The sequence below is a fragment of the Thermosporothrix sp. COM3 genome (genome assembly GCF_059696735.1).
Map to the genome: position 1 here is coordinate 7,362,122 of NZ_AP019376.1, position 22,176 is coordinate 7,384,297.

Annotated in this window: 16 protein-coding genes and 1 tRNA gene; 13 read left to right on the forward strand and 4 right to left on the reverse strand. The window is 51.4% G+C overall.

The genetic code is table 11. From position 1 onward, the window contains the following. Positions 1-92: 92 nt before the first annotated feature. The 6 genes from KTH_RS31510 to KTH_RS31535 all read left to right on the forward strand — a co-directional run bounded on the left by KTH_RS31510 (position 93) and on the right by KTH_RS31535 (position 8,909). Positions 93-1,571, forward strand: a complete 1,479-nt coding sequence (locus tag KTH_RS31510; RefSeq protein ID WP_497622845.1) for a restriction endonuclease — start codon at positions 93-95, stop codon at positions 1,569-1,571. Positions 1,572-1,946: 375 nt separating this feature from the next. Further along, on the forward strand, positions 1,947-3,734 hold the full coding sequence (locus KTH_RS31515) for a thiamine pyrophosphate-requiring protein (RefSeq protein ID WP_497622847.1): 1,788 nt from the start codon (positions 1,947-1,949) through the stop codon (positions 3,732-3,734). Positions 3,735-3,947: 213 nt separating this feature from the next. Further along, positions 3,948-5,600 carry an SDR family NAD(P)-dependent oxidoreductase gene (locus tag KTH_RS31520; RefSeq protein WP_497622849.1) on the forward strand — a complete coding sequence of 551 codons (1,653 nt, stop codon included), beginning with the start codon at positions 3,948-3,950 and terminating at the stop codon, positions 5,598-5,600. A 165-nt stretch (positions 5,601-5,765) separates the two neighbouring features. After that, positions 5,766-5,839, forward strand: a tRNA-Gln gene (locus KTH_RS31525). A 471-nt stretch (positions 5,840-6,310) separates the two neighbouring features. Further along, the gene (locus KTH_RS31530; RefSeq protein ID WP_497622851.1) at positions 6,311-7,567 is read left to right on the forward strand and encodes an MFS transporter; all 1,257 of its coding nucleotides are present in this window, start codon (positions 6,311-6,313) and stop codon (positions 7,565-7,567) included. 364 nt (positions 7,568-7,931) lie between these two features. Next, positions 7,932-8,909, forward strand: coding sequence for a COX15/CtaA family protein (locus KTH_RS31535; protein WP_497622853.1), 978 nt, complete (start codon positions 7,932-7,934; stop codon positions 8,907-8,909). Positions 8,910-8,948: 39 nt separating this feature from the next. Here KTH_RS31535 and KTH_RS31540 read toward each other — a convergent pair whose 3' ends face one another. Both KTH_RS31540 and KTH_RS31545 read right to left on the reverse strand, forming a co-directional pair. Continuing rightward, positions 8,949-9,356, reverse strand: coding sequence for a cupredoxin domain-containing protein (locus tag KTH_RS31540; protein ID WP_111321390.1), 408 nt, complete (start codon positions 9,354-9,356; stop codon positions 8,949-8,951). Positions 9,357-9,371: 15 nt separating this feature from the next. Continuing rightward, complete coding sequence (locus tag KTH_RS31545; protein WP_497622855.1) at positions 9,372-9,818, reverse strand: DUF6220 domain-containing protein; 447 nt, start codon at positions 9,816-9,818, stop codon at positions 9,372-9,374. A gap of 555 nt (positions 9,819-10,373) precedes the next feature. Between KTH_RS31545 and KTH_RS31550 the strand changes: the two genes are divergently transcribed. Further along, complete coding sequence (locus tag KTH_RS31550) at positions 10,374-12,290, forward strand: ABC-F family ATP-binding cassette domain-containing protein (RefSeq protein ID WP_497622857.1); 1,917 nt, start codon at positions 10,374-10,376, stop codon at positions 12,288-12,290. 5 nt (positions 12,291-12,295) lie between these two features. Here the strand turns inward: KTH_RS31550 and KTH_RS31555 are convergent, their stop codons facing one another. Beyond that, entirely contained in the window at positions 12,296-14,092 is a 1,797-nt protein-coding gene (locus tag KTH_RS31555; RefSeq protein ID WP_497622859.1) for a tetratricopeptide repeat protein, read from the reverse strand. Positions 14,093-14,333: 241 nt separating this feature from the next. Between KTH_RS31555 and coaE the strand changes: the two genes are divergently transcribed. From coaE to KTH_RS31585, 6 genes are all read left to right on the forward strand, one after another. Continuing rightward, positions 14,334-14,939 (forward strand): dephospho-CoA kinase, encoded by a 606-nt coding sequence (gene coaE, locus KTH_RS31560; protein ID WP_111321382.1) that lies wholly within the window; start codon positions 14,334-14,336, stop codon positions 14,937-14,939. Between the two features lie 573 nt (positions 14,940-15,512). Further along, entirely contained in the window at positions 15,513-16,844 is a 1,332-nt protein-coding gene (locus KTH_RS31565) for a branched-chain amino acid ABC transporter substrate-binding protein (protein WP_111321380.1), read from the forward strand. Between the two features lie 159 nt (positions 16,845-17,003). After that, complete coding sequence (locus KTH_RS31570) at positions 17,004-18,020, forward strand: branched-chain amino acid ABC transporter permease (protein WP_111321378.1); 1,017 nt, start codon at positions 17,004-17,006, stop codon at positions 18,018-18,020. Positions 18,021-18,077: 57 nt separating this feature from the next. Next, positions 18,078-20,081, forward strand: coding sequence for a branched-chain amino acid ABC transporter permease (locus KTH_RS31575; RefSeq protein WP_137686242.1), 2,004 nt, complete (start codon positions 18,078-18,080; stop codon positions 20,079-20,081). Positions 20,082-20,105: 24 nt separating this feature from the next. Next, the gene (locus tag KTH_RS31580; RefSeq protein ID WP_246046375.1) at positions 20,106-21,149 is read left to right on the forward strand and encodes an ABC transporter ATP-binding protein; all 1,044 of its coding nucleotides are present in this window, start codon (positions 20,106-20,108) and stop codon (positions 21,147-21,149) included. 43 nt (positions 21,150-21,192) lie between these two features. Next, on the forward strand, positions 21,193-21,900 hold the full coding sequence (locus KTH_RS31585; RefSeq protein ID WP_111321374.1) for an ABC transporter ATP-binding protein: 708 nt from the start codon (positions 21,193-21,195) through the stop codon (positions 21,898-21,900). Between the two features lie 73 nt (positions 21,901-21,973). Here the strand turns inward: KTH_RS31585 and KTH_RS31590 are convergent, their stop codons facing one another. Next, positions 21,974-22,171, reverse strand: coding sequence for a hypothetical protein (locus tag KTH_RS31590; RefSeq protein WP_111321372.1), 198 nt, complete (start codon positions 22,169-22,171; stop codon positions 21,974-21,976). Positions 22,172-22,176 lie beyond the last annotated feature (5 nt).

Here is a 22,176-nt window from a genome sequence, read left to right on the forward strand (position 1 = left end):
CTGGAAAAGGAGAGGAGAAGATATTTGGGTGACTTATCCAGCTTTTATGAGTGCTGATGCTCTATGTATGCGAGAGAGGAAGAGTTATTCTGATGGGTGCAACAAAAAAGTACCAGAAGCGTATTTGGGATTTTGAATTGATGGAATCGCACGTTGTTACAGCATACTCAGAAGAAGAGCTTGAGGCGCAGGTGAAGCAACAGCGTGAGCACTGGGAAGCGGAAAAGCAGAGAAGGAAAGCCGATAATCTGACTGCTTGTGAAGAGAAGCGAATTGAAGATTTGAGACGGTTTCTTCTTCGGAGCTATGAGAAGGATAAGCCTGCAATACAGGAAGTGAAAGAAGGAAAGAAACTATATCCTCCTTTTGCCTTTGGGAAAGAAGAACCTGTTCCTGAAACATATTTAAAGATGTATAAGGTACCTAGATATTGGTCCTTGCCGGAACGATTGTTTCCTGGTTTGACAGAGCGACGAAGAGAAAGACATGAACTGGCAATGGAACATTATGGCCGGGACTTTGAGGCATTTGTGGTGGAGAAGGAGCAGGCATGGGAAGCGTATGTCAAGCAGAAAGAAGCTTTTGAGCGTGGTGAAGGTGAGGCCATTGTCAATGTAGTCAACGAGGTACTCTCTGCTCTGGAGGCTCCGGAAAATTTCATACAGGAATATGATACAACGCTTGATATACAGAACCAGACCGCAAAGATTCTGTTACGTGTTCCTGATATGCAGGAATTGAAATGGTATCAGGGATATGTCTATGTTGCAGATCAAAAGAGGATTGTGCCGGTTCCATTCCGCCCCGAGGCGCATAAAGAGCTTTATGAAGAACTTCTTTGTCAGGTAGTTTTGCTTGTCGCTCATCGCATATTTTTATATGTGATGTCTCCCCATGTGAATGTATTGCAGGTGAGAGGTTATGTGAGAAGTATTGACCCTGCTACCGGCCGCCCTGTCGATACCTATGTTATTATGCTAGATATCACAAGGGATGTATTGGCAACAATCAATCTGGAATTGGTTCAGCCGAGAGCATGTGTACGTAGACTGGATGGGGGATTTGGCGAGAATACGGGGCAAGTGATGTCAAAAGCGATGGTACTGAACAGAGCGTCCATTGCCTTGACTCCGACAGGTATGTCTGGACGTTCTCCTGAGAAGCCGCTTATCAATCTTGCTACCATCGATTGGCGGGAGTTTGAGCATCTGGTGGGGGAACTTTTTCGGAAAATATTCCGTGGACATGGGGTAACAATATCAGTGACTCAGGCGAGCCGTGATGGTGGGGTTGATATTGTGGTTAAGGATCCTGATCCGCTGCGTGGGGGCAAATTTGTTGTGCAGGTGAAACGCTATACAAATATGGTTCCAATAGAAACCGTTCGGGCTCTTTATGGAACTATGTTGAAAGAGAAGGCAACGAAAGGCTTTCTTGTTGCAACAAGTCGCTTCAGTGATAATTCGAGGGACTTTGTCCGAGATTTGCCAATCACGCTGATTGATGGGCCTGCCTTGCTGGCCTATTTCAAACAATATGGCTACGAAAACGTTGTGCTTGATCGGCTCTGAGACTTACAAACTAGGCTCTTCTGCGGAAGAGCTTTTTTTATGGCTGGTTCCGGTCTCAATCCGGCGTTACGTAACATGTCTCATGCTGAAATCGTGTACCTCATGTAGCTGGCCGTATTCTCTCAAGCAATCAAGCATGGCGCGTTTCTATGACTGCATGGTAAAGAAAGCCTCGTGCTGGTTTACATCAAGTGGTAGGGAACAGTGTTTATGATGAAAGTGGGTGAAGTATTTGTGCCCGCCGCATCATCCTGATAGATGGATCCTCTGGTATCAGGGACCGTTGGTCAGTGGGCTTGAGCATGCAGTGTGACTGCATGTCTGACAAGAGAGAACCTCTAGAAGGTCTTTTAGCTAGGAGGAGTAAGTTACGTTATGGCTCAAGTCAGCGATTTTCTGTTAGAGCGTCTTTCACAGTGGAATGTGAAGCGTATTTACGGCTATCCCGGTGATGGTATTAACGGCATACTGGGTGCGTTAGAGCGGCATAAAGATCTGTTTGATTTCGTGCAGGTGCGTCATGAGGAGATGGCTGCCTTTATGGCGACAGCGCATGCGAAGTTCACCGGAGAAGTGGGGGTCTGTCTTGCTACTTCCGGCCCCGGCGCGATTCATCTGCTTAATGGACTCTATGATGCCAAGATGGACCATCAACCGGTTGTCGCTATCGTCGGTCAGGCGGCGCGTCCGGCAATTGGTGGCAACTATCAGCAGGAGGTTGACCTGCTCTCCCTCTTTAAAGATGTGGCCGGTGAGTATGTTCATATGGCTTCCAGCCCGATGCAGGTACGTCATCTGGTAGATCGTGCATTTCGCATTGCTCAGGCAGAGCGTACCGTAACCTGCGTGATTCTGCCAAAGGATATTCAAGAGATGGGGGCAGTTGAGAACCCGCCTCACGCGCATAATACTATCCATACCGGTATAGGCTACTCGGAGCCTCGTATTGTTCCCAAACAGGAAGACTTGCAGCGAGCCGCTACCGTGTTGAATGAGGGCAAAAAGGTTGCGATTTTGGTTGGTGCCGGTGCCCTGGGTGCCAGTAAAGAAGTTGCGGACGTGGCTGGAGTGCTGGGAGCCGGTGTTGCGAAGGCATTGCTCGGAAAAGCCGTTCTCCCCGATTATCTGCCCTATGTTACCGGCTGTATTGGCTTGCTTGGTACAAAGCCAAGCTGGGATATGATGATGGAGTGCGATACACTCCTGATGATCGGGTCGAGCTTTCCCTATGCCGAGTTTCTGCCAAAAGAGGGACAGGCTCGGGGAGTGCAGATCGATATAGATCCTGCTCGTTTGAGCCTGCGCTATCCAATGGAAGTCAACCTCAGAGGTGATAGCGCCGAGACCTTGCGGGCGCTGCTACCGCTGTTACAGCAGAAAAAGGATCGCTCGTGGCGCGAGAAAATCGAGAAGAATGTCACCGATTGGTGGAAGCTGGTCGAGGCCCGGGCACAGGAGAAGGCCGATCCGGTGAACCCGGAACTTGTCTTCCTGGAACTCTCAAAGCGGCTGCCTGAAAATGCAATCTTGACTGCTGATGCCGGGACAACCGCGAACTGGTATGGGCGCGTTATTCGCATGAAAGAGGGGAACATGGGCTCGCTCTCAGGGAGCCTGGCAACTATGGGGGCTGCGGTTCCGTATGCGATTGCCGCAAAGTTCGCGTATCCTGATCGCATCCCTATCTGTACGACCGGTGACGGCGCGATGCAGATGAATGGGCTGAACGAGCTGATAACGGTTGCCAGGTACTGGAAGAATTGGAGCGATCCCCGTATCATCTTTATGGTGCTCAACAATCGTGATCTGAATCAGGTCACATGGGAGATGCGTATTCTGTCCGGTAATCCTAAGCTGGAAGCAACCCAGAATTTGCCTGATTTCCCCTATGCACAGTTTGCTGAGTCGCTTGGCTTTAAAGGTATCCGAGTTGAGAGGCCGGAAGATGTTGCTTCCGCATGGGATGAGGCGTTAAAGGCTGATCGTCCGGTAGTCTATGAGGCCTGTGTGACTGGTGAGGTGCCGACATTACCGCCGCATATCACGTTTGAGCAAGCGAAGAACTACCTGGAAGCGCTTGTGAAGGGTGATCCCGAAGAGGGTGGTATTATCAAGCAGTCAGCAAAAGAGCTGGTCAAAAGCGTCCTGCCAACGAAGAAGTAGGCTTTTAGGTTGTGCCGGGTTGCAGAAATGCGCCCGGCTTTTTGATTCTGGCATGATCATCGGCGTTGACATGCATCTATACAGGATGGTAGTCTATGCGAAGCTATGTTGTTCCGGGTAGAAACGCATTTTTGAGGACCGATGACTGATATTCGCCTACACCTATCTTCTATTCTTTCTTGTATAAAAAGGAATCTGACACAACCTGATGCATTGGCGCTTCTGCGGGCTGAATTACGCCAGCTACTCCCACAGAGCTACGGGCTTGGGTCTGGCCGTTTGTGTAACGAGCGGCAACAGCTCTCATCTCGTGTTGATCTGGTGCTCTATGATCGGACGATTGAGAGCATGTTGATGCGAGAGGAAGAAGGGATATTTGATATTCGTCAGGCGCTTGTCACTGTCCAGCTTGCTGACACGCTCGATACGGCAGGGCTGGAAGCGCTCTTGCGGGTGACCGCCTCCACTAAAACTCTGCTGCCCGAACGGAAGTTAGAAGAGATTCTGGCAACACAGAGGCCTGCGCGTCGGCTTGGAAAGTTCTTCCCATTAGGGATTATTGCCTTTCGGGCATTAAAAGATACGCAGACACAGAGCCAGGAAGTGCTTGCGTTGTTACTGGATGCCAGTCTGAAGCGGCAGAAGATGCTGTCGCGTCCCGATTTTTTGCTTGCGCAGGGGCACGGTCTCTTTTATCGTAATCCCGTGCTGGATGGTATTCCTTTTGTGCAGAGCACTATTCATATTTCTCGTACCCTGGAGTCTGACAAGGCATATACCTGTTATGTCTGCAAGCGGAATTATACCCACCATCACTTCTTCTATGAGCGGCTCTGCTTGCAGTGTGGTGATCTCAACTATGTGAAACGGGCGATCCCCGGAGATCTGACAGGGCGCATTGCGCTGGTGACAGGAGCACGAATAAAAATCGGGTATGCGACCGCTCTACGCCTCTTGCGGGCAGGAGCCCGGGTAATTGCCACAACACGTTTTCCCTATGACGCAGCCCGACGTTACAGCCGTGAGCCTGATTTTCAGAAATGGCGCGATCGGCTGCATATTTATGGCCTTGATTTCCGCTCCCTGCCAGTGCTGGAACAATTTATCAACTACCTTTCCTCGGCCTATCCGGGATTGGATATTCTGATTAACAATGCGGCACAAACGGTCAAACAGCCGCCCTCAGCCTATGCTGCTCTTCTGGCAGGTGAGCGAGCCGAGCTTTCAGCGGAACAGCGGTTGCTGGTTGAGCGTTCTCAGGCTGTGTTACCTCCGGTCGCGTTTATGATGCAAGATGGAGAGGAGCCTTTTCGGGCTTTACTGGCCCCCGCTGGATCGTCGGCCAAAGAGGCACCTCCGGTCGCGCAGGAAGAGGTTGGTCCGCTTGCCGTTGCAGAGCAGAATAGCTGGACTGCACGCCTGGCTGATATCTCACTGACAGAGATGCTGGAGGTACAGGTTGTCAATGTTACCGCGCCATTTCTGCTTATCAGTCGCCTGCGTCCACTGATGAAACGAAGCCAGTTCCCGCATCGCTTTATCGTGAACGTCACTGCGACCGAGGGGCAATTTGCGCAAAAGAAGCGTGGAACGCACCCCCACACGAATATGGCGAAGGCGGCTCTGAATATGCTGACCCATTCTTCGGCGGAGGAGCTGGCGGCGGATTCTCTTTATATGAACAGTGTGGATCCTGGTTGGATCTCGTTGCAGACGCCTGTGGATATCCAGGACGAGCACTTGATCTTGCCGCTTGATCTTGTAGATGCGGCGGCACGCGTCTGTGATCCAATCTTTCAGGGGATAGTGGATGGTAAGCTGACATACGGGCATTTCTACAAAGACTATGTCTCGGTTCCCTGGTAGTGAAATTGATATATAGAAATGCAATCTTGACTGCACAATACGAAACAGGTTATAATGGCCTCATCGGTTGATCCGATCAGTGTGGGGTGTAGTTTAACGGTGAGAATACCGTCCTTGCAAGATGGAGATAGAGGGTTCGAACCCCTTTCGCCTTATACTGCCGTTGGGGGTGAGGCGTAACGGTAGCGCAGCTCTTGGCTCTGGAGCAGGATGCCGGGTTCGACTCCCGGTCGCCTCCACTTCTCTTTTTCCTCTCGTCGTTGTTTTCTTTCTTACCCTTGACGAAGCGAAAGCCGCTCTGTTATGCTGCTATTAGCGGAATTCGTAGATCAATAGAGGATGAGAGTCCCTCGGTAGATGCGCCTGCCGGGGAGGAGGAACAGGTTCGACTCTGCCGTCTTCTATTGTCTCATGTGAGCTTTGCACTCGGTGCTACCCTTTGCAAACGGGGTGAAAGCCGGGATCACTTCCACATCTGATCTAGATCTGAGAAAAATTGCGTTGATACCTTTCTATTGAGCCAATTGAGCCAGCGAGACTGGCCGTCCTTCGCGATATCTCTATCAACACTATAGAGATCAATATACCTCTCTCTGTACGCCGGTAGCCCCTATCTGGCGTAGCTTATTGTTGGCTCTTGCTAGAGCTCCTCCCTGCTTCTTCGTGTTTGAATACATTTCATTTTATCTCAACACGAAGGAGTACTATATATGTCATCATCTCTTCTTAAAACAGGGCAGGAGCGGTCACGCTCTTTATGGCGGAACAAAGATTTCCTGCTCCTTTTTGGTGGGCAGGTCGTCTCGACAATGGGGACCACTCTTTCACAGTTTGCGACTATTCTACTGATGCTGGCATTAACGAATTCAGCTTCGGCAGCGGGTATCGTTGAGACGCTCACGTTGTTACCCTATCTGTTATTCAGTTTGCCTGTTGGGGCGTTCGTTGACCGCTGGAACCGTAAGCTCGTGATGATCGTGGCTGATCTGGTGCGCTGGTTTGTTCTGGGGCTTGTGCCGCTGCTCTATGTGACCGGTACGCTGGAAGTGGTACATCTCTATATTGTGGTTTTTGTGGCGGCTGCGGCGGGTGTCTTCTTCAGTCTGGCTCAGATCTCGGCTTTACCGCGTCTGGTAGACTCGGCGCATCTGGCGCGGGCCTATTCGCTCAGTGAGATGACCGAAAATGGTGTTCCGCTGCTTGGAAAGAACCTGGGATCTTTGCTGATCCGGCTTGCTGGAACGCCGGTTGTGGGTGCGATGCTGGCATTTCTCTTTGATAGCATCTCGTATCTGCTGTCTGCGCTCTCATTAGGCTGTATCAGGCGTCCGTTTCAGAGCAAGGTGGAGGTGCGGCCTCTGCGTTCAGTTTGGCGGGACATGCTAGAAGGGCTGCGTTTCCTCTTTACAGAGCGTATTTTGCTGGCGCTTGCGTTATTAACGATGCTCATCAATTTTCTGCTGGTATCGTCGGATCTAGCGGTGATTGTGCTTTCAGAGCGTGATTTGCATCTGGATGTGCTCTGGCTTGGCTTGATTGTCAGTGCCAATGGTATCGGGGTGGTACTGGGTGGTTGGGCGGCTCCCTGGTTTCAGCGTCGTTACAGGACCGGATGGCTACTGGTTGGTGCCATTGCTGGAATGGCGTGTAGCCTGCTTCTGGCTGCGTTGCCTGTGCATCCAGTTATTCTTTTCCTGGCTCGGATGCTCTGTGGAGCGATGTGGACACTCTATGCCGTGCCGATGGTAGCCTATCGCCTGACGGTCATCCCGGATGGGCTACAGGGGCGCGTGAACAGTGCGTTCCGTTTCCTGACATTCGGGATTGAGCCGGTTGGGGCGTTGATCTGGGGTGGTCTGCTGTTAGAGCCGCTTGGAGCCCGTCCGGTGTTGTTATGTATGGGTATTGGTCTGTTCATGGTCTTTCTGACCGCGCTGGTGGGGGTGTATCGCTTGCGTCGGAGGTGATTCCAGGATCAGGGCTGAGGATCGAAACTTCGGTCCTGGTCTTGTCTTCATCTTGCTTTGAGAGGTAAAATTCGATGCAGGAATCTCTCCCTGTCAGCAGGTGAAACGTGTTTATGCTGTTTCTAACCTCCAGAAAAGGACGGCGGGGAGCTCGAGTGTTGCTTGCTGTACCGAACATGGACTATTGTGTATCGAGCCCTCAAACCCTTTATGATGTCATGAGATTCATTGCAGTATCTGCTTGCATAAAGACTCTAGAAAGGCTATCCTGTGAGGGGGGATGAGAGGATACCACGCGTGAGAAAAGGAAAGAGCGATTCTGGTGCCTCTGGTATCCTGCTCAGTTTCTAAGGAGGAAGAGTACGTGAAGTTTCATCGTTTGATGAGAGCATTTGCTATTTTAACCGCGATCGGTGCCTATATTATGGTGCTGATGGGTGCGATTGTGTCGAAAACCGGCTCTGGTCGAGGATGCGGAGGATCATGGCCTTTTTGCCACGGCCAGTTAATTCCAGAATCAATGCCGGTTGAGACGGTCCTTGAATATAGTCACCGTATTGTTTCAGGGCTTGATGGAGCTTTGATTTTGATCTTGATGGTCTGGTCCTGGCTGACGTTCCGTCATGATTTTCGCGTCAAGTTTTTTGGCGGCCTGAGCCTGTTTTTTGTGATCTTACAGGGCGCTCTAGGTGCATTGACGGTGATGTTTGAAGGCACAATGGGAAAGTATATCTTTCTTGCCTTTCATTTCGGCTTCTCGCTGATCTCGTTTGCCAGCGTCATTCTTTTGACGATTCGACTGTTCCAGATCAAGCCCGGCCAGCCGGCTGATACACCAGTGCGGGAGCGGAAGCAGCCCGCGGCAAAAGTGGTACAGTATGGTGCATGGCTGCTAGCAGTTATTACCTATATTGTTATTTATACAGGAGCGCTGGTGCGGCATACTGAGGCGACAATGGCCTGTGGCTTCCAGTTCCCGGGCTGTGGCCCAACAATTTTCCCCAATTTCTCGACCCTGGCCGGTATCCAGATGCTGCATCGTTTTTGTGCCCTTTCGCTGTGGCTGTTGTCTCTGATCTTCTTTGTTCTGGTTGCTCGTTTGCAGAAGGGACGACGTGATATCTTCTGGACAAGCCTGATTGCCTTTGCGCTCTTTACCGCGCAGGCTCTTAGCGGCTGGCTGACGATCGCGTCGGGAGGGCAGTTGATGGCGGCGCTGTTGCACTCAACGATTATCTCCGCCTGTTTTACAGTGTTGTGTTACAACTGTATTCTGGTCGAGTGGCCCTGGAAGAAACGTCCGGTGGAAAATGTGCAGCTTGCGGCGCGAGGAGCGCAATAAACAACGAGGCGGAGGCTACCCCAGTAGCCTCCTTTTTCTTTATTGGACGATCACCGTGAGATTCATGCCCGGATGAATCGTGCAGTAGAACTGAAATGTACCGCTGGTATTGAATGGGCCAAGCTTGCCTGTGCTGTTCCCATTGATCGTGATATTGTTCGCGGTGGGAGCTCCTGCCTCCGCTTTAGGCTTTGCCGAACCGTTGTTCCAGGTGCCGTTTGAGATGTAATGCGGAACAGCGTTATCTGCGATCAGCGTGATGCTTTCTCCCTTGTGAATAGTGATCGATTTTTGCACGAAGTCGTTTGTTGTCATATGTACTTCATTATCAGATGCTGATTGCTGTTTCTCTGTACTGGTCGTAGTTGATGTGCTGCCACAGGCGACCAGTAGTGTCAGAATCAGAAAGCCGAGCAGCGCTGGGGCAAGTATGAAGCGAATACGCATGGTTCTTCTTTCCTTCTATTCTGGCTGGATGTTGGTCGTGCGCGTATACTTCCGCCCTTGCAAGACCTGGGTGAGCGCTAACAGAAAAATGAGCATGGCATTGACCGGGTGGAGGGCCGCAACAATAGGAATGCCAGCGGCTCGAAACGGGTAGATGAGAAAGGGCTGGACAATAATCAGGATGGCAACCAGTACGCTCAGCAGGTTGATCTTCCAGGGAAGCCTACCAAGCAGGCCAAAGACAAGCTGTAAGAGTGGTAGAAGAAAGATTGTACTGCCCAGCATGCCATGATACATAAACCATGAGCCCTGTGCGAAGATGCCCGCGCCGGCAAAAAACACCTGTATGACAATGCCAAGCTCTGTCAGAATGGCTGCCACCAGGAAGCAGTAGCGCATTACCTGTTGAAAGGAACTGATCGGGCGTCCCCCATTAGATGGGGTCGTTGCTGTCGTATTCATGTAGAAAAAAACTCCTGTTCTTGCATTGCTTTATAGTGAGGTAGAGGGATTTGAAATCGATTTGTATTGAGTATAGTGCACTGAACGGGAATAGGGATCAGTCTACAGGTGGGGATCGTTCCTACTAGAGGCGTATTTCCATTCTTCTTTCTGGATGGCTGGCAGAATGGATGTTTTCGGCGTGAGGATTGAATTTTTCAAGGGGAAGGGCCGATAGATATTCTATAGAAGGTGTATAAATACGATCAACGGTATGCTATAATGCCAGAAGCAGCATGTTCTTCCAGAAGAGCGCGGATGGTTTGGGAGCGCGGTTCTGCTGTGGCGAGGATGCCAGGAACTGCTTTTGAGTCCAAATGCCTGGTTGCACGCTTTTTGTCCTCCGGTATTTCTTCCTTATCCTTTTATCGCATAAGCAAGGGATAGTGAGTGCTGCTTTTTTGTGTGCTGGCTGGCTTCTCTTGCGCGGGGGATAGCGATTATGATACGCTACTCAACGTTATTGCCCTGGAAAGAATGTCTACAGGTATGTTTGTCTAGCTAGGTGATGTAAAAATGCCAATTGTAACAGTGACGAATCTGGCGAAATCCTTTGGTGCTGAACTCATTTTTTCTGATGTTAGTTTTCAAGTAGACCCAGGGGATCGGATCGGTTTAGTAGGGCCAAATGGTGCAGGGAAGTCTACCCTCTTGAATATTCTGGCGGGACGCGAGGAGCCTGATGCGGGAGAAATAGCGGTCGCGCGCAATGTCCGCATTGGTTATCTGTCGCAGATGGCGGATTTTCAGCCTGGTAATACGTTACGAGAGGAGATGCTGACCGTTTTTGCGCAGGTGCGGCAGTGGGAACAGGAATTAAGTGCGCTGGCTCAGCGTATGTCTGCTCCTGAAGCCCAGGCCCAACCAGCCGTCTATGAGCAGTTGCTACAGCAATATGCGGAGCTCCAGACACGCTTTGAGCATGCTGGTGGCTATACCTATGAACATCGCGTTTCGCAGGTGCTTGATGGTCTGGGCTTTACTCGTGAGCAACAGGATGCTCCCTTTGCGCAGTTGAGTGGCGGACAGAAGACGCGGGCCTCACTGGGTAAGCTGCTGTTGCAGGAACCGGATGTATTGTTGCTGGACGAGCCGACAAACCATCTGGATCTGGAGTCTCTGGAATGGCTGGAAGAATATCTCTCTTCCTGGAGCGGAGCAATGCTGATTGTTGCGCACGACCGCTATTTTCTGGATAAAGTAGTGACGCGTACGATTGAGCTTGCCTTTGGTCATATTGAGGAGTACCCGGGAAACTATACAAAGTATCTGAGCCTGCGCGAAGAGCGGATGGAGCGGCGTTTGAAAGAATATGAGGCGCAGCAAGCATATATCGCACGAACCGAAGAATTTATTCGGCGGTATAAAGCCGGACAACGCAGTAAAGAGGCCCGTGGACGCCAGAAATTGCTGGACCGGATGGAACGCATTGAGCGCCCACAGGACTTTGCTGAGATGCATTTTGAACTCAGTCCGGTGATGGATAGCGGGCGTATGGTTCTCTCTGCGCGTAAGCTGATAGTCGGCTTCAAGAAGCGGCACGAGCCCAGCGAGGCGCTTTTCCAGTGTGCTGATCTGGAACTGGAGCGCGGTGATCGTATCGGGCTGCTTGGGCCGAATGGATCGGGTAAGACGACGTTGCTGCGTACGATTATCGGGGAGATTCCAGCGCTTGGCGGGCATATTCAGCTTGGGCATAATGTGCGAATTGGCTATTACTCGCAGACGCACTCTGGTCTTGATATGGACCGCACAATTATCGATGAGATTCGACAGGTCAGCGCGTTGAGCGAGGAGGGCGCACGCAGCTTTCTCGGGCGTTTTCTGTTTTCAGGGGATGATGTCTTTAAGCCAATCCATGCGTTGAGTGGTGGCGAACGGAGCCGCGTCGCGTTAGCCAAGTTAACCTTGCAAGGTGCAAATTTCCTGATCCTGGACGAGCCAACCAACCACCTGGATCTGCAATCGCGCCAGTTTCTGGAAGAAGTGATGAGCGAGTTTGAGGGCTCATTGCTTTTTGTCTCGCATGACCGCTACTTTGTAGATCGCCTGGCAACTAAAATCTGGGCGATTGAGGAGGGGGTGCTGATCCCGTACCAGGGAAATTATACCGAGTATCGGCGCTTCAAGCGACCTCTGGTGCTCGATAAGCCCACTGTTGAGAAGAAGCAGACCGTTGAGAAGAAGCCAGAGGCGGCGCCCACGCGGAATAAGAAGCGCACTCGTACAAAAACGCGTACCATTGAGGATGTGGAGCGTGAGATAGAGAAGGCAGAGTCCCGGGTGAAAGAACTGGAAACCGCTCTATCTGAAGCTGCTTTACAAGCCGATGCGGATGAGTTGATGCGTTTGAATGAGGACTATGAGCAGGCAAAAGCGCGTGTGGATGCACTCCTGAGTGAATGGGAGGAGCTGGCAGACGTTGCCAGCTAGCCTCCTTATTTCCCTTTACGACGACGTGGAATGCCAACAAAAAAGCTTCCAATCGCGAGCACGGGCGCAAGAATTGCGATGGCGACCAATGCAACGGCCGCGTAAAAGATTGCGCCCAACAGCTCCTGTTTCTTATGCACCAGATCAATCAGCGGAGAAAGACCAAAGCGTGCTGCTCCCCCGACAAGCGCGGCAAGAAGGACGCTTAGTACAATAGTCAGCAGGGCCGAACCGATGCCTTTGCTATAGGCTCCACGGATTGCGGCAATGCAGTAGAGGGCAAAACCAATACTACTCACTACCAGGCCCGCCAGTGCCAGTGTGCCTGGCAGTGCCAGCGGAAGCGCGATTCCCACAACCCCGATAAGCAGGCCGACGATCTGGAGGGCTGCATCTTTCCAGAAAGGTCTTGTCCTGCCCTCTTCTTTGTTGCTTTCCTCAATGAGCTTGGCCGCTAGCTCTCCTGTCTTCCCATGCTGTGATTGCGTCGTGGCCAGGTGTTCCATAATCCCGGTTTTGATGTTATACGCTTCCAGATTGTTCGGGTTGAGTTCCAGAGAGCGTTCAACTGCCTCAAGCGCGGCCTGATATTGACCTGCATTGTTCAGAACGACCGCCCGCATACTCCAGGCGAGCGCGTTCTCAGGGTCTTGTTGAAGCATCTGGTCGATCACAGCGAATGCTTCCTGAAGCCTTCCCATCGTTCCAAGGACCTGCGCCTTGAGTGTCAGCGCCTCAGTATCTTGTGGGGAGGCTTGCAGAGCTTGCTCGACGTACATGATCGCTTCTGCAAGGCGATTGGCTTGGACAAGCTGTTTGGCCTGAGCCAGCATAGGGGTAACTGCCTGGGTGTTATCCGTGGTCGGCGTGTTCTGAAAAGCCGAGAGGGCGCTATGGTTGACCAATGGCCCACTTGAAGGCTCATTCTGTTGCGTCCGTACAGTTGTTGCAGTTGCCAGCGATGCCCCCTGTGGATATTGCGAACCTGGAGTATCGTGATAAACCTGCGGTTGCGGCTTACTTGCTACCGGCTCTTGAGAGGGATCGGGTAGCGGATCACCTGCCAGAATAACGGGCGAGTTGATCTGGCCGATGATCTGCGGTTTCTGCTGATCGCTCAGCGAGCCCTGTAAGAACGAATAGATGCTTTCAATTGTTGGGCGCCCGAGTGTGGGGTCATTGGCTGGCCCACACAATCCAGCTATCAGGCGATGAGTAAAGCTGCCAAGTTTTTGCATCCCTGTTTCCGGCGCGAACTCATTGCCGCGGCAGGAAAAGAAAAGCATGCGATTTGGCTGCTGCTGAAGAGCGCTGGTAACAGCAGGGCTGCACAGAGGGCTGAAGTCATATGGACTGGCACGGCGAGCGCTCCAAAGGCGGCCACTTTGGAAACTATCAATTATGAAGAGTATTTGCCCTGCCTGACTCTGTGCAAAGAGTTGCTGTGCAATTGTGATTAATGGAATGCCGGTAGTTGGGTCCTGATATGATGTATTACTTGCAGCTAAAATGCCCTGACCACTTCTCTCATCAATATAGGTGTGACCGGCGAAGTAGAGAAACACCAGATCATCAGGGAGGGCAACCTGCAGACAGGTTTGGGTGAACAGGGATTTCAGGAGTTCATGGGTTGCATGTTGCCCCTGAACGACCTGTACGTCTCCTGGAGACCATTTGCCGCCCTGATTATTGACGAGCCATTGGGCCAGTGCTCGTGCATCATTTTCTGCGAATTGTAATGGTTGAAAGGTGGGGTCCTGATAGGTGTTGATCCCTATAATGAGTCCCAGTCGTCTGCCCATCGAAGCTCCTCAATGCTTGTATGATTCTTTTTCGCAGCCTATTAGGCATTGTACGCTACAAAAAAGGGGGATGCCACATATAGCGCGGTAAGAGGTACTTTTGGCGGCCCGTTCACAATGTAGCGGGCTTTTGACCCGGTATGCTTTGCAGGCCTGACCACCCTGGTGAGCGGTACCTATTTTTTTTATGGTATACTCAATGTGTCCCCGACATCATATCATGTAGAGGAGCCTCTGCCAAATGCCTCGCACTCTTGGCCTAACTGGAAATATTGCCTGTGGTAAGACAGCGGTTGGAAAGATGTTACTGGAACTGGGCGCTGAGCGCTACATTGATGCCGATGCACTGGTACATCAGCTCTATACTGCTGGACAGCCCGTAACTCACGCCATTGCCAGCGCTTTCGGACATGATTTTCTCGCAACAGATGGGAGCGTTGACCGAAAGAAACTGGGAAACCTGGTCTTTCAGGATGCACAAGCACTACAACAGCTTGAACGGATTGTCCATCCCGCCGTCACCGAGGCGCTCCGCCTGGAACTGGCACAAGTCAGCCCTTCTGGTATCGCGATTATCGATGCTGTAAAGTTACTGGAAGGCGAATCCGGACGCTTCTGCCAGAGCAAATGGCTGGTGCTTTGCTCGCAGGAACAACAGTTGCAGCGTCTGCAACTGCGCAGTAACCTGAGCGCCGCTGATGCATTGGTGCGAATCAATGCCCAAACCCCTGCTACCTTGAAAATCCCTCTGGTAGATGAGGTAATCGATAACAGCGGATCGCTTGACAACACACGTCAGCAGGTGATTACTGCTTTCCGTCGCTTCTGTGAGAAGTTCCCGGCATAGTGTGTGCGGGAACTTCCTGCCTCTTCTCTTTCCCACTCTGAAAAATAAAGAAATACTATATTGATTCTATATTCCCTCTTCTGTCGAAGCTATACCCGAGAAGACCGGTAAAATTTCATGAGAGTCATCAGTATCGCTACTTTCTCTCCAGGCGTGCGGGACGCTGTGAAGGACTTTCACACTTCTGTCCTGACTGGATGCTATGTCTATGGAAGAAAAAAAGTATATTGACATGCTGAACTATAGTGCTTATAATTCGTTCAATCATTAGATAAGAGGCATACGTGACCAAAGGTAGTAGATTAAGGTTATCCAATTACTTCTTGTAGAAGTTCAATAAAATATGTCCCTACTTTCTAAAATCAGTACTGAATTCCTGTACAAATCAGGTGAGATTTCATCGGTTCTTAACGTAATTACCAGAGGAGGAGTCTAGAGCATGAAACTGTAGAGTTTTATGCTGGCTAACGCATTTCTGCTTCGCTCACGTTTGCCAGGATTTCTGTTCTAGCTTCCCCGGGTTCCCTGCATTGCTTGTAAAAATTGTAAAGCTGCTAAGGAGGCTAACAACACATGCAGAGAGGCTGGTCACGTATTTTTGCCCTGGGCAGTGTATGCTCGCTTATGCTGCTCCTTTTTGCGGCCTGTGGCCCGCAAGCCGGTGGGAATACCGGCTCGCCAAGCGGAAGTGGTTCCAAAATCATTAAGATTGGCAGCGACTTCCCTGTGTCCGGTCTGGATACCGCGAACGGTAAACCGGCACAGAATGGCGTCCAGTTGGCGATCAAGCAGGCGAACGACAAGAAGATGCTTGGTGATTATACCCTTCAGTTTGTGCCAAAGGACGATGTGGGACCAAACGGTTCGTACAGCCCGGACGTAGGTAAGAAGAATGTAACTGATCTTATTGGTGATGCGCTTATCGCAGGTATTGTCGGCCCGTTTAACAGTTCCGTGGCTGAGGCAGAAATGCCGGTGACGAACCAGGCCCCCATTACCCTGATTGCTCCATCAACCACGAACCAGTGTCTGACGCGCAGTGGTCCTGAAATCGGGTGTACCGGAGCTGATGATAAGGTCTCTCGCCTGCGTCCGACCGGGAAAGTCACGTTTTTCCGCGTGGCCGCGACCGATGATTTGCAGGGTCTCGCAATGGCAAAGTTCTTGATGGGTAAGGGCTACAAAAAGGCGTATGTCATTGATGATACCTCTACCTATGGTAAAGGCCTTGCCGATGTGTTCGCGCGCGAATGGACAAAAGCCGGTGGGCAGCTTGTCGGGAACCGTGAGAGCAAGCAGCCGAGTAATGACTATGGCAGCACGGTCGCCAATATCAAGCAGGCAAACCCTGATGTTATATTCTTCGGTGGTACTGACAGTAAAGGTGGCACGCAGCTCCGGCGTCAGGTGCTGAACGATCCCGCAACCCGCAATATTCCTTTTGCCGGCGGTGATGGTCTTCAGAACTATGCATTTGCCTCAACGATTGGCGCGAAAGGCGGCCCGACATTCGCCAGTCAGGCGAAAGTGAACGAGACTGTTCTTCCGTCCGCCAAGCAGTTTATCGAGGACTATAACAAGGAATTTGGCGAGGCCGAGTACGGTTCCTACAGCGCTGCTGCTTATGATTGCGCGATGATTGTCATTCAGGCGATCAAGCGAGCCCTGGATGGCGGAGCTGTGACCCCGAAAGACTCGAACGATACCGATGGTGCAAAGAAGTTCCGTCAGGCGGTGATCGATGCCATGACAAAGACCAACTACGATGGCGTAACCGGTCATCACTCCTTTGACCAGAATGGCGATACCTCAAACAAGGTTATTTCCATCTGGCAGATCAAGGAATCCGGCGGAAAGGGTAAATACGAGTTTGTTGATCAGCTTGATGCTAGCAAGGCGTCATAAGGCTGAAGGCTCTGAAAATCCCCTTAGAGTTTGCTGATCCGCACGTACTTACCAACACTCTCTAGTGATGCAGGGGGGATGTGAAGCCATACAGCGCTTTTCCCTCCTGCCTCCATCTTCTTAACGTCGCTTTTGTTGAGGAATAGTAGGATACCGCCTATGCTTGTACACATTTTCCAGCTCATCAAGGAAGGTATTGCTCAAGGCTCAATTTATGCGCTCATCGCGCTCGGTTACACGATGGTGTATGGCATCATTGAGCTGATCAACTTTGCTCACGGCGACATCTTTATGATTGGCTCAATGGTTTCGATCGCCGTTCTGACCCTCTTAGGTGTGACCGATCAAACGCAGCCCAATCTTCTCGGGCTAGTTGGCCTGTTTCTGGTTGCCTGTATCTGCGCGATGATAGTCTGCGCGGTGCTCGGTGTCATCATTGAGCGTATTGCCTACCGGCCCTTACGTAATGCTCCTCGTCTGGCACCGCTTATTTCCGCGATTGGTGTTTCGCTCATCTTGCAGGATGTGGGTAAGCTCTGGAACGGCATTAACTACATTCGCTTCCCCCAGATCCTCGACCGTGTTGACTACTGCATTTACCCCATTCGTATCGACTCTGTTTCCCCCTTCCATGTGACCTGTCTGGCAACACCGGGCGAATCGGTCACAATCGACAATATTACCTTGCTTGTCCTGGCGATCTCAATTGTCTTGATGGTCTTCTTGCAGTGGCTGGTGTCCAGCACCAAAGTAGGCAAAGCCATGCGGGCTGTCGCTCAGGATCGCGAGGCCGCGGCTCTTATGGGGGTAAATGTTGATCTTATCATCTCCGTCACCTTTCTGATAGGCGCGGCGCTTGCAGGGGCAGCCGGGTTTATCTATGGCCTGAAAAATGGGGCAACCATTTACTCAATCGGGTATCAATATGGTTTGGTTGCCTTTATTGCTGCCGTCCTCGGTGGTATTGGGAACATTCGGGGGGCTATGCTCGGTGGCATCGTGCTCGGCTTGATTTACAATCTGGTTTCTCTGATCCCCGATTCCCTTAAAACCGGGTGGGGGCTCCCGCATGGTGGCGCAGCCTGGGATCGAGCTTTGATCTTTGTTGTGCTGATTCTGATTCTGGTGTTCCGGCCTTCTGGTCTGTTGGGACAACACACGCCCGAGAAAGTATAACAGCAGCAGGAAGCGTTTTCCTGTCATCATTTTTTGAAAAGAGTGAGGTGATGCATCTTGGCGTTAAGAATGCTTCGTCCTGATCTTGAAACACGCAAGCTGCTTTTAAAATGGGTCGTGGCGGTGCTTGTCCCTCTCAGTATCTTCACGCTTGTTTGGAGCGGTGAGGGGATGCTGAACAGCGTCTTCCTGACCTACGTTTCACCGCAAGAGAGCAGCTATACAGCGTTTACGTGGTCTACCCTGATTCAGACCACGATCTTTCTTCTGGTATTGTATCCTGCCTTCTTGATGCTCGGAGGCTATCTGGTCGCCGCTGATAGTGGTCGCAGAAGCATGTATGAACTCTGGGCAGACGTCATTTTTGTGGTGACCATCCCGTTATTGATCTGTGCCCTTTCTGGAAGTACCGGGCTGATTATGGGATTGGCGATCAGCGTCCCGGTCTGGGCGATCTACCTGTTTTTGCGTCCTCGGGTGCATCAGTGGCTGCACTATACGCCGCCCCCGCCACTGGCAGAGATTGAGGTCCTGGATGAGGGGCGTAAGCAGACGATGTTGGCACGGGGAACTGCTGGCGGCTTCTGGATTGGCCTGGTGTTCTCGGTAGTGATGCTGGTCGCTGATATCATCTACTACCTCAGTGGAGCACTCAATTCCTCGACACTGTGGCTCTGGATTGCGATCAGGACGATTGTGTTTCCAATTGCCGGGTATTTCCTCGGTTATTGGGGTGGGCGTCTGGCGGTACATCACACCTTTTCCTCACAGGTGAGCAATGAGGAGGGGAAAGGCGCGACTCGCCGCGCGATCTGGAGAAAGCAGCAGCAGCTCGAAACGCTTTCGACGGAACGCAAACAGGAAGAGGCGCGCGACTTTGTGCCGCATGACCTTCCCTTTATGAGCAAGGGTGCGAAATGGATCTATTCTGTACTGATTATTGCGTTTGTGCTGTTTTATCCTGCCCTTGATCCTCTGCTTTTTGGCTTTGGTATGGATGGTCGGCTGACTGGCTATAACGATGCTGGCTATTATGTGATTCTGGCACTGGGCCTGAATATTGTGGTCGGGTTTGCCGGATTGCTGGATCTCGGTTATGTTGCCTTCTTTGCGATCGGTGCCTATATCTGGGGGTTGGTCGGCTCGCCTCAATTGCAAGTATTGTTGTCGATACCTATTGCCCAGGCTACAGCCGGTTGGCTGTTCTGGCCGATGCTGATTATTGGCGCGATTATTGTGGCGCTCTGGGGGGTCGCACTTGGTGCACCAACGCTTCGCTTACGAGGTGATTATCTGGCGATTGTGACGCTCGGCTTCGGTGAGATCATCCCGGTTGTCTTCCTGGAACTGGATATGTATACCAATGGCGCAAATGGCTTGATTGGTATCTTCTCTCCGAACGCACCTGGGGTGGATTGGAGCTCGATCACGCCTGTACCTTACTATTACCTGATCATGGCCTTGATTGTCTTTACCATCTTTGCGAATGTACGGCTGCGTGATTCGCGGCTTGGGCGTGCCTGGATTGCTATTCGTGAGGATGAGATTGCAGCGTCCTCTTCCGGCATCAACCTGACCAAGACCAAGCTGCTCGCCTTTGCCGCCGGTGCCTTCTTTGCCGGGATTGCGGGTATGTATAAGGCGGCAAAACTGGGAAGTGTGACGCCTGACAACTTCAGTTTTGGTGACTCAATCATCTATCTGGCTATGGTCGTTATCGGTGGCCTGGGGAGTATCCCCGGCGTGATTCTGGGCGCGATAGCTGTCTATGCGATCAATGTGCTGGTGCTTGCTCAGCTCGATACGCTTGCCAGTAATCCCACCAACCCACTCCATGTTCTGCATGCGATTCCTGGCCTGTCATCGCTGAATAACATCAGAGGGCTGATCTTTGGTGTCCTGCTTGTGGCGATCATGCTCTATCGTCCTGAGGGCCTCTGGCCAAGCTCGCGCCGGAAGCGAGAGCTACACCATACGGAAAATAAACCCGAAGAAGATGTAGGCGCTTTAGAGACTGCTCCAGGGAGCCCCGATTTTGAGCAAGAGGTGCGGGTTGAATAAGCAGTATTGTAGGAGAGATGGCGCATGTCTGAAGAACAGATGAGGAGACCAGATGGCGAGCCCTTGCTTGAGCTGAGCGGGGTGACCAAGAAGTTTGAGGGCCTGGTTGCCGTCAGCGATGTTGATCTGAAGGTATATCCGCGGGAGATCGTCAGTATTATTGGACCAAATGGAGCGGGAAAAACGACGGTTTTTAACCTGATTACCGGCATCTATCGCCCTACCTCGGGTCAAATCACGCTCGCTGGCAAGTCCATTGTCGGTCTCAATCCTGACCAGGTGCTAGAACGTGGGATCGCTCGAACATTCCAGAATATTCGTCTGTTTAATAATATGACTGTACTGGAAAACATCCTTGTTGGCCAGCATAGTCAGCTCAAAGCGGGCGTACTGGGGGCGCTTTTCCGCTGGCCGAGCGTCCAGCGAGAGGAACAGAGGGCTCGTGAACGGGCTCTTACGCTCCTGAGCTTCTTTGGTTCGTCTCTGGTCGATCGGCAAGATGAGTACGTTGTGAACCTGTCCTATGCTGATCGAAGGCGCGTTGAGATCGCGCGCGCACTTGCTGCGAGCCCGAAGTTGTTATTGTTAGATGAGCCAACAGCGGGAATGAACGAGGCGGAGACACGAGAAGCGGTCCAGTATGTGCGCCGCTTGCGTGATGAACTTGGCCTGACCATCCTGCTGATCGAGCATAAGCTGACGGTGACAATGGGCATCTCCGATAAGATCGCTGTGCTGGATTATGGGCGAAAGATTGCCGAAGGTCTGCCTGAAGAGGTACGCCGCGACAAACGCGTCATCGCTGCCTATCTCGGACAGTCGGCTGAAGAGAGTGAGCAGCAGGATGCAGTTTCTGAAGCGAGCGAGCAACAACAATCAGGGATAGAGATCGCTGAGTCACAGGAGATAGCTTCGGAAGCGAGTGAACTCCAGGAACCAGGGGGAGAAGTGACCGGGCAGCAGGATGCGGAGCTTGAGGCAAGTGAGTCTCAGGAACCGAGAGTTAGCAAACAACAATCAGTGATTCAAGGCAATGAACGACAGGAACCGGCAACAGGGGCCGAATAGGTGTTCCTGGGCTTGAACGACGAAGAGATCAAGAGGTTTGAGCATGTTACGTTTAAGCAATATTAATACATTCTATGGCCCCAGTCAGGTCTTACAGGACGTCTCGCTTGAAGTCAACAAGGGGGAGATCGTTTGTTTGCTAGGGGCAAATGCTGCGGGCAAGACCACGACCATGAAGACCATTTTTGGGCTGGTTCGAGCTCGTAGCGGGTCTATCATATTTAATGATAGAGATATTACCAGAAAAGCGACCGATGCAATCGTAAGCTCTGGTCTGGCGCTGGTTCCAGAAGGACGACGTGTGTTTTCTCGCATGACGGTGCTGGAAAATCTGGAAATGGGAGCGTATACGCGGAAAAGTAAAGCGGAGTTCAAAAGTGATCTGGAACATGTCTGCGAAATCTTTCCGCGTATCAAGGAGCGCCTGAAGCAGGTGGCGGGGACTATGTCGGGTGGTGAACAGCAGATGCTGGCAATGGCACGTGCCTTGCTTTCCCGTCCCAGTATGGTATGCATGGATGAGCCGTCTATGGGATTGTCTCCACTGATGGTTGAGACCGTATTCGAGACCATCTTACGGATTCGGGAAGAGGGAAAGACGATCTTTCTGGTAGAACAGAACGCCTCGATGGCATTGAAGCTGGCCGACAGAGGATATGTGTTACAGACAGGCAAGATTGTTCTGAGTGATACTGCAAAGAATCTACTGACCAATGACCTTGTCCGTCAGGCGTATCTTGGTGGTGCTTGATATACCCTGGCTGAAACGTTGTGCCTGCCGAATGGAAATGTTCGGCAGGCATTTTGTGTTAGTTGGTTTCAAACTAGAAGTGATGCTCCAATTTGTGATGAAGCTCTTCAATGCGGCGCTCAACATCCGCTAATGAGGATACACCAAGCTCTTCCATATCTTCTCGGAGCGATTCGAGGCGCTCAAGAAGCTCCATGTCATTGTATTCTTCTTCATCGTCTTCAAAGTCTGCTGAATGAATAATCCTGAAGCGTTCTTTGTCCTTATCCACTATGC

What these genes read in the sequence shown, in the direction of transcription:
- KTH_RS31510 (WP_497622845.1), top strand. Translation starts at nt 93, where the DNA reads ATGGGTGCAACAAAAAAGTACCAGAAGCGTATTTGGGATTTTGAATTG.
- KTH_RS31515 (WP_497622847.1), top strand. Translation starts at nt 1,947, where the DNA reads ATGGCTCAAGTCAGCGATTTTCTGTTAGAGCGTCTTTCACAGTGGAAT.
- KTH_RS31530 (WP_497622851.1), top strand. Translation starts at nt 6,311, where the DNA reads ATGTCATCATCTCTTCTTAAAACAGGGCAGGAGCGGTCACGCTCTTTA.
- KTH_RS31540 (WP_111321390.1), bottom strand. Translation starts at nt 9,356, where the DNA reads ATGCGTATTCGCTTCATACTTGCCCCAGCGCTGCTCGGCTTTCTGATT.
- KTH_RS31545 (WP_497622855.1), bottom strand. Translation starts at nt 9,818, where the DNA reads ATGAATACGACAGCAACGACCCCATCTAATGGGGGACGCCCGATCAGT.
- KTH_RS31550 (WP_497622857.1), top strand. Translation starts at nt 10,374, where the DNA reads ATGCCAATTGTAACAGTGACGAATCTGGCGAAATCCTTTGGTGCTGAA.
- KTH_RS31555 (WP_497622859.1), bottom strand. Translation starts at nt 14,092, where the DNA reads ATGGGCAGACGACTGGGACTCATTATAGGGATCAACACCTATCAGGAC.
- coaE (WP_111321382.1), top strand. Translation starts at nt 14,334, where the DNA reads ATGCCTCGCACTCTTGGCCTAACTGGAAATATTGCCTGTGGTAAGACA.
- KTH_RS31565 (WP_111321380.1), top strand. Translation starts at nt 15,513, where the DNA reads ATGCAGAGAGGCTGGTCACGTATTTTTGCCCTGGGCAGTGTATGCTCG.
- KTH_RS31570 (WP_111321378.1), top strand. Translation starts at nt 17,004, where the DNA reads ATGCTTGTACACATTTTCCAGCTCATCAAGGAAGGTATTGCTCAAGGC.
- KTH_RS31580 (WP_246046375.1), top strand. Translation starts at nt 20,106, where the DNA reads ATGTCTGAAGAACAGATGAGGAGACCAGATGGCGAGCCCTTGCTTGAG.
- KTH_RS31585 (WP_111321374.1), top strand. Translation starts at nt 21,193, where the DNA reads ATGTTACGTTTAAGCAATATTAATACATTCTATGGCCCCAGTCAGGTC.